This is a genomic window from Longispora urticae, assembly GCF_053902585.1.
On the sequence record NZ_JAQZSH010000060.1, the window covers coordinates 1 to 7,167 of the forward strand.

Here is a 7,167-nt window from a genome sequence, read left to right on the forward strand (position 1 = left end):
CCCGCCGCCCGGTGKSGKGCCGGGGCCCGTACCGGGTCCCCGGCACCGCCGCCCGCTCCTTCGTCCTCTCCGGGCACTTCGCCGGCCGGCCGCGCCGGGTCGCGGTGCTCACGCTCCAGGAGACCGGATGGCCGGCCGACGAGGCCCGGCTGCTGTTCCACGCCGAACTGGCCGACGCCGACGAGGAGGAGGAGTTCTGCTGGCTCGCCCACGAGCCGGTGCCGGTCCCGCACCGCCGGTCCCGCCCGGAGCTGATGACCCGCGACCCCGCCCTGTTGACCACGTCGGAGTACGGCGAGGCGATGTTGCGCTTCGCCACGTGGTACGAGCACGCCGGGCTCCGGCACGTCTGGCAGCGCCCGCTCGACCACGGCCACCGCTACGGGGTGCTCCGCGACCCGGACGAGCCGGTCACGCTCGTGGACGACTACGGGCCGTGGCCGCCGTACGACGGGGAGATCGAGCGGAACGCGGAGACGTGGGACCTGCAACGGGCCGCGTACGCGGAGAAGTACCGGCGCGACACGCGGGCGCTGCTGCGCGCCGACGGCGACGACGGGCGGCTGATCGGCGCGTTCGAGGCGTTCGCGTTCCACCTGCGGATGACCGGCCCCGCCGACGCGGAGCCGACCGTCGCCGACGGGCTGGAACTCGCCTCGGCCCTGCGGGAGGCCAGCTTCCCGTACGCGGCCGAGTGGGTCGCCACCGCGTGCGCCGACCTGGCCCGGGCCGCCGGCCTGCCCGACGCCGAACGCGCCCACCTCCGCCAGGCCGCGATCGCCTCGGAGGCCATGGGCCTGTACGACGTGGCCCTCGACCACTACCAGCGGGCCCTGGACGTGCCGGGCGAGGCCGGCGACCCGTGGCTGCGCCGCAACCTGCACCTCAGCTACGCCACCACCTGCGTGAGCCTGTTCGTCACCCACGAACCCGGGGACGCGCCCCTCGACCCCGCGAGCGTGGACCTGATCGGACGGGCCCTGGGCCACCTCGACACGGCCGAGGACCTGATCCGCGACGTACCGCCGGAGGAGACCGGCTGGGCCCGGCTGGCCGTCCCCGCGCACCGGTGGCGGCTGCGCGACCTCCTCGGCGAGCACGTCGCGGCGGAACGGGACCTGGCCGCGCTGCTGTGCCACCCGGACCTGCCCGGGCACCCCCAACTGCACCTCAGCGTGTACCTGTTCCACCTGGCCGCCCTGCGCGAGCTGGCCGCCGCCGACCCGGGGTTCCATGCGGCCCTCGACGGGGCGCTGGCCGGCGCCGGGGACCTGCCGCACTCCTGGGGCGGCGACCGCCGGATCGTGTACGACGTCCTCCTCGCCGACCGGCAGCTCCAGCGCGGCGAGTACCTGGACGCGTTCCTGACCGCCGAGAACGCGCACGAGCTCCAGTCCCGCTACGACGACCGCGACGGCCGCACCCCGCTGCCGGGCGACGTGCACGCCGGGACCGCCGCCCTGGACACCCTCGCCCGGATGTGCCGGGCCTGGCTGCTGCTGGAGGGCACCGGCACCCTGGGCGCCACCCACCTGGCGCTGCTCGCCCGGGTCCTGCGCTGGCGGCTGGAACTCGCCCGGAGCCGGTGGCTGCGCCGGGGCCTCGTCCACCACGACCCGGGCCCGGCGGGGCTCGACGAACGGCTCGGCGACTGGGGCGACCGGATGCGCGCCGAACTCGCCGGCCGGGAGGTCCCCGCGTCCCGGGAGGTCACGGGCGACCCGGCGCGCCGCCTCGCCGAGCTGTCCGGCGACGAACGGATCGCCGCCCTGCGCGCCGGGCTGCCCGACGGCACGGCGCTGATCTCCTTCTACGGGGCGCGGGACTTCACCTTCGTGTCCTGCGTGACCCCGGAGCGGTCGCTGTTCCTGTCCCTGCCGGTCAGCCGCGCGGAGGTGCGCGCCGCCGTCGAGTACCTCCAGACGGGTTTCTCCGGGTCGGGCCTCTACCCGCCGATCGACCCGGAGGCCCCGTTCGACCTGCCCGGGCGCTACGTGGAACGCCTCACGGCCCTGGGCCGGCTGCTCGGCCCGCTCGTCCCGCTGCTGCGCGACAGCCCCCTGCTGCTCGTCGCCCCGCACGGCGACTGGCACGGGGTGCCGGTGCACGCGCTGCTGCTGCCGGAACTGTGGGACTCCGGGGCCAACCCGGCGCTGAGCTACGTGCCCGGCCTCGACATGGCCGCCACCCTGCTCGCCCGCGCCGACGGGCGGTCCCGGCCCCGGACCGCCGCCCTGGCCACCTATCCCCTGGCCCCGGCGGAGGAGCCGCACTTCCGCCGGTTCCACGGGCAGATCCAGAACACCTTGACGGGTACGGTGCCCGGCGTCGACGCCCTGTTCGGCCGCGACGCCACCCCCGACGAGGTGTTGTCGATGGCCGGCCGGTCCGACCTGGTGCACGTCCTCGCGCACGGCTCCTCCCCGAAGGCCGCCCGCGCGATCCGGGACTCCGGGCTGGTCCTGTCCCCCGGCTCGGCCCCCGACCCGCCCCGCACCGGCCCGAACGCCTACGACCTGCTCACCGCCGAACGGCTGGGCCACGCCGGGCTCGACGGCACCCACCTCACCCTCCAGGCGTGCTCCGTCGGCCGCACCGTGTCCGCCACCAACGACGAACTGTGGGGCCCGGCCCGCTCCGCGCTCCTGGCCGGCGCCGGCAGCGTGCTCGCTCCGATGTGGAGCGCCGACCTGCGCTCCTCGACCCACCTGCTGACCCGGTTCTACGACGCGTGGCTGGCGGAGGGCCGGGCCAAGACCCAGGCGTTCACGGAGGCCCAGCGCGACCTGTACCACGCGGCCGACGGGCCGTGGCGGCACCTCTACCATTGGGCGGCGTTCAAGATGACGGGAGCATAGATGTCCCTCGACGACCTCGACGACTCGCAACTCGGCCAGATCCTCCAGCACCTCGTGGCCCGTTTCGACGACGACGAACCGGCGGTCACCGAACACGAGATCGACGAGCGGGTCCGGGAGGACCTGCGGTTCCTCACCGAGGCGGCCGCACACTACGGGGTGCAGGCCGGGGCTGTGGCCGGGGTCGAGGCCGGGGCGGGGGCCGGGGCGGGCGACCGGCCGTCGCTGCTGGAGGTGGTGCGGGCGCTGGAGGAGGCGTACCCGGAGAACGGCCCTGTGGTCGAGGCCGCCGCCGAACGGGCCCGCCGGGTCGGCACCCTGCCGCTGTCCGACATCGCCGGCGAGATCCTGGTCATCGCGGCCGCGGCGGCGGTCCTGCGGCCGAAGCTGACCATCCGGCGGTCACGGAAGGGCGAGGACCGCGAGTTCACCTTCCAGGCGGAGGCCGGGGGCGGCAAGGGTGCGAACTCGCTGCTGACGACCGTGCTGAACTTCCTGGGCCGGGGGCCGACCCAGCTGCCGTAGGGGTACGGCGGGGCGTCTCGGCCGCCGGTGCCCGGTCGCGACCGGGAGAGCGGCGACCGCGGGCCGCGGCGTGGCCGCGCCGACATCCGCGGCGCGGTCACCGTGTCGGCCGGCCCGAGGTGTGCCGGAACCAGACCTTGGCGTCGTACAGGGACCCCGGGTCGTCCACGTCGGTGCCGACCGAGCCGCCGCACGAGATCGCGGCCTGCGCCGGAGTGGCGACGGTCCTTCCCCTTGCGACTGGGTTCCCGTGTGCCGTCGGCCGCGTCCGGCCGGCAGGAACAGCCTGTCGCACGCCGCCTTCACATCGCCTTCACCGCGACATCACGGCCGGTCAGCCACGTCGCGCGGCTCGGGCGGCACGACGCGGTGGCCCTCCCGGGCGGCGGACGGGCGCCGGGTCGCGGCTCGTGGCCACGCCACCCGACGCGTCCGTGCCCGAGAACGCCCGTGGACGGCCCGACGATGCGGGCCGTCCACGGGCGGGAACCACAGGGCGGAGGCCGTCCCGCGCGGGCACGGGCCATCCGCGCGGAGGCGGTCCATCGGTGCGGGACTACAGGGCGGCGAGCGCCGCCTCGGGGGCCTCGACCACGTCGGCGGCCGGCGGCGCGGTGACCGTGACCGGCTTGCCGATCTCGGTGTACGTCGCGGTGATCTCACCGGCCGTGCCCAGCGACACGGTCAGCTTGGTGAGCCGGCCCTGCGGGTCGAGCTTGGCGGTGAAGCCGGTCGTGGTGACATCGCCGATCTTGAGCTGGTCGAGGCCGGAGACCCCGCCGAGCTTCTTCAGGTCGACCGTGCCGTAGTAGGTCGCGGCGTCCATCCGCTCGGCGGTCGCGATCGCGCCCAGCAGGGCGTTGGCGTTGGCCGGGTCGGCGAGCTGCTTGCGGGTCCTGCTGGCCTCGGGGAGCTTGTCGAGGTTGACGTGCAGCCACTTGTCGCCCAGGGCCGGCACGCCGTCGAACCGGACCCACAGGTCCTTGTCGATCATGATGAGCTTGGTGGCGACCTTCTGGCCCGACACGGTGACGGTCGTGTCCATCGCGACCTTCTTGCCCGCCGGGTCGACCTGGCCGGTGCCGACGACCGTCTGGCCGGCCGCCAGCGTGGTGTCCATGCCGAACGCCAGCGGCTGGCCCTCCAGCTTCCTGGTGCTGGCGGTCAGGGCGTCCTTCGCCGACACCTCCGGCGTGGCGGAGGCGGACGGGGTCGAGCCCTTGGACGCGGGGGTGTCCTTGGTCGCGCAGCCGGCGGCCAGCGGTACGGCGGCGGCCAGGGTCAGGGCGACCAGGGTGGTACGGATCTTCACAGCGGTTCCCTCCGTGTACGGCGCGCCGGGGTGGGAAGCGCGCGCCGTGCACGGACGGTAGCCAAGGACCGGGGCGCGTGTCGTCCGGATTACGGCCCCGAGTGGTCATCGTCACGCCACGGAACCCGGGGCCGGGCACACGACTCACCCGACAAGGCGAGGACGGTCAGGTGGCTAGGGCGACACCGCCGGGCCCCCGGGCTGCGTGACCACCGGTCCGGCGCCTCCGGGTGGTCGGCGCGCGGCTGGTCGTCGCCGACTCCGGGCAGAATGGCGACCATGAGCGCCAACCCGCCGATCGATCCCGTCGAGCTCCCCGCCGGCCGTTACCGACTGTGTCCGCCGTCCGTCGACGAGGCGGCCGACCTGTTCGCGATGGCCCACGACCCGGCGGTCCTGCGCTGGAACCGGCAGATCGGCGGGCTGCCCGACGAGGCGGCGGCCCGCGACTGGTGCGAGCGGATGGCCGACTGGAGCGGGGGCGGGCACGTCACGTTCGTCATCCTCGACGCGGCCGGCGGCACGCTGCTGGGCATCGTCGCGCTGCACCACATCGACCGGGCGCAACAGGCGGCGGAGGTCGGCTACACGGTCGCGCCCTGGGCCCGCGGTCGGGGCGTGGCGGCGGCCGCCGTGACCGCGGTGTGCGGCTGGGGATTCGGCGCGCTGGACCTGGTCCGGATCGGGTTGCTGCACTCGACGGGGAACGCGGCGTCGTGCCGGGTGGCCGAGAAGTCCGGGTTCGCGCTGGAGGGCGTGACCCGGGCGTCGTACCGGTACGCGGACGGCCTGCTGCACGACGAGCACCTGCACGCCCGGCTCCGTTCGGACCCGCCGGTCGCCTGACCCGGGGCCCGACGGGGCGTGCGCCCCGGTCCACCGTGGACAACACTCCGTGTTCACGCCTTGGTCATCCAGTGACATGAATTCCTTCCCGTGGCCGTGTGTCGGCGTCAGTAGGTTCGAAATCCCGGTTTCCTCCCCCTGATCGGAAGGGCTCCACTGATGTCCTCACGCAAGGTCACGGTCGCGGCGGCCTGCGCGGCCGTCGTCACCGCCACCGTCACCGCGTTCGCGGTGCTCGGCGGGGCCACGGCCGCCTCCGCGGCCACCGCCACCTTCACCCCCGTCGCCGACACCTACGTCGACAACGGCGCCACCAGCACCAACTACGGCACCGCCGGCCAGCTCGGCGTGGACAACTCGCCGGTCAAGCGGGCGTTCCTGAAGTTCACCGTCACGGGCCTGACCTCGCCGGTGACCAGCGCCAGGCTGCGGGTGCACACCGACGACGTGTCGGGTTCGCAGTCCCCCAACGGCGGCACGTTCAAGGCCATGAGCGCCACCACCTGGTCGGAGACGGCCGTCACGTGGAGCAACCAGCCGGCCATCGACGGCGCGACGCTGGGTTCGCTCGGCTCGGTGGCGCGCAACGCGTGGTACGAGGTCGACGTGACCTCGTACGTCGCGGGCAACGGCACGTTCAGCATCGGGGTCACGTCCAGCAGCAGCGACGGCGCGGACTACGACTCGCGGGAGAGCGGCGGCACCGCCCCGCAGCTGGTGGTCACGACGGGTACGACCCCGACGCCCTCCCCCACCCCGACCGGCCAGCCGGGCGACCCGGTGCTGGTCGGCGCCGGTGACATCGCCGACTCCGGCTCCGGCGACACGGCCACGGCCAACCTGCTCGACGGCATCCCCGGCACGGTGTTCACCGCCGGGGACAACGTCTACACCAACGGCACCGCGTCGGAGTTCAGCACCTACTACGACCCGACCTGGGGCCGGCACAAGGCCCGCACGAAGCCGGCGCCCGGCAACCACGACTACAACACCTCCGGCGCCAGCGGGTACTACGACTACTTCGGCGCGGTGGCCGGCCCGTCCGGCCAGGGCTACTACTCCTACGACCTGGGCAACTGGCACATCGTGTCGCTGAACTCGGAGGTGAGCACCTCGGCGGGCTCCGCGCAGGAGCAGTGGCTGCGCGCCGACCTGGCCGCCAGCTCCAAGCCCTGCACCCTCGCGTACTGGCACAAGCCGCTGTACACGTCGGGCTCCAACCACGCGCCCACCACCGCCGTCCGGCCCCTGGCCCAGGCGCTGTACGACTTCAACGCCGACGTCGTCGTCACCGGCCACAACCACCAGTACGAGCGGTTCGCGCCGATGAACGCGAACGGCGCGCTGGACACCGCCCGGGGCGCCCGGCACTTCGTCGCCGGCATGGGCGGGGCCGGCGCGTACAGCTTCGGCACGATCCAGCCGAACAGCGAGGCCCGCAACACCGGCACCGCGGGCGTCCTGAAGTTCACGCTGCACGCCAACAGCTACACCTGGGAGTTCGTGCCGGTCGCCGGCAAGTCCTACACCGACAGCGGCACGACCAACTGCCACTGAGGTCCACGGCCGCGCCCGGTACGCCGGGCGCGGCCCCCCCCCCAGCGGCCCCCGGGCGCGGGGCCCCCC

At 74.5% G+C, this 7,167-nt stretch carries 5 protein-coding genes; 4 read left to right on the plus strand and 1 reads right to left on the minus strand.

Annotated features, from left to right (window positions below; genetic code table 11):
* Window positions 1-2,858 (plus strand): CHAT domain-containing protein (locus PT931_RS35650; RefSeq protein ID WP_456250137.1); only part of this gene is annotated, 2,858 nt, incomplete at its 5' end.
* Window positions 2,859-3,383 carry a hypothetical protein gene (locus PT931_RS35655; RefSeq protein WP_456250138.1) on the plus strand — a complete coding sequence of 175 codons (525 nt, stop codon included), beginning with the start codon at window positions 2,859-2,861 and terminating at the stop codon, window positions 3,381-3,383.
* Between the two features lie 556 nt (window positions 3,384-3,939).
* Here PT931_RS35655 and PT931_RS35660 read toward each other — a convergent pair.
* Window positions 3,940-4,695 carry a hypothetical protein gene (locus PT931_RS35660; RefSeq protein WP_456250139.1) on the minus strand — a complete coding sequence of 252 codons (756 nt, stop codon included), beginning with the start codon at window positions 4,693-4,695 and terminating at the stop codon, window positions 3,940-3,942.
* A gap of 279 nt (window positions 4,696-4,974) precedes the next feature.
* On the opposite strand from PT931_RS35660, the gene PT931_RS35665 reads away from it, so the two are divergent.
* On the plus strand, window positions 4,975-5,541 hold the full coding sequence (locus PT931_RS35665) for a GNAT family N-acetyltransferase (protein ID WP_456250140.1): 567 nt from the start codon (window positions 4,975-4,977) through the stop codon (window positions 5,539-5,541).
* 159 nt (window positions 5,542-5,700) lie between these two features.
* Window positions 5,701-7,098 carry a CBM96 family carbohydrate-binding protein gene (locus PT931_RS35670; protein ID WP_456250141.1) on the plus strand — a complete coding sequence of 466 codons (1,398 nt, stop codon included), beginning with the start codon at window positions 5,701-5,703 and terminating at the stop codon, window positions 7,096-7,098.
* Window positions 7,099-7,167 lie beyond the last annotated feature (69 nt).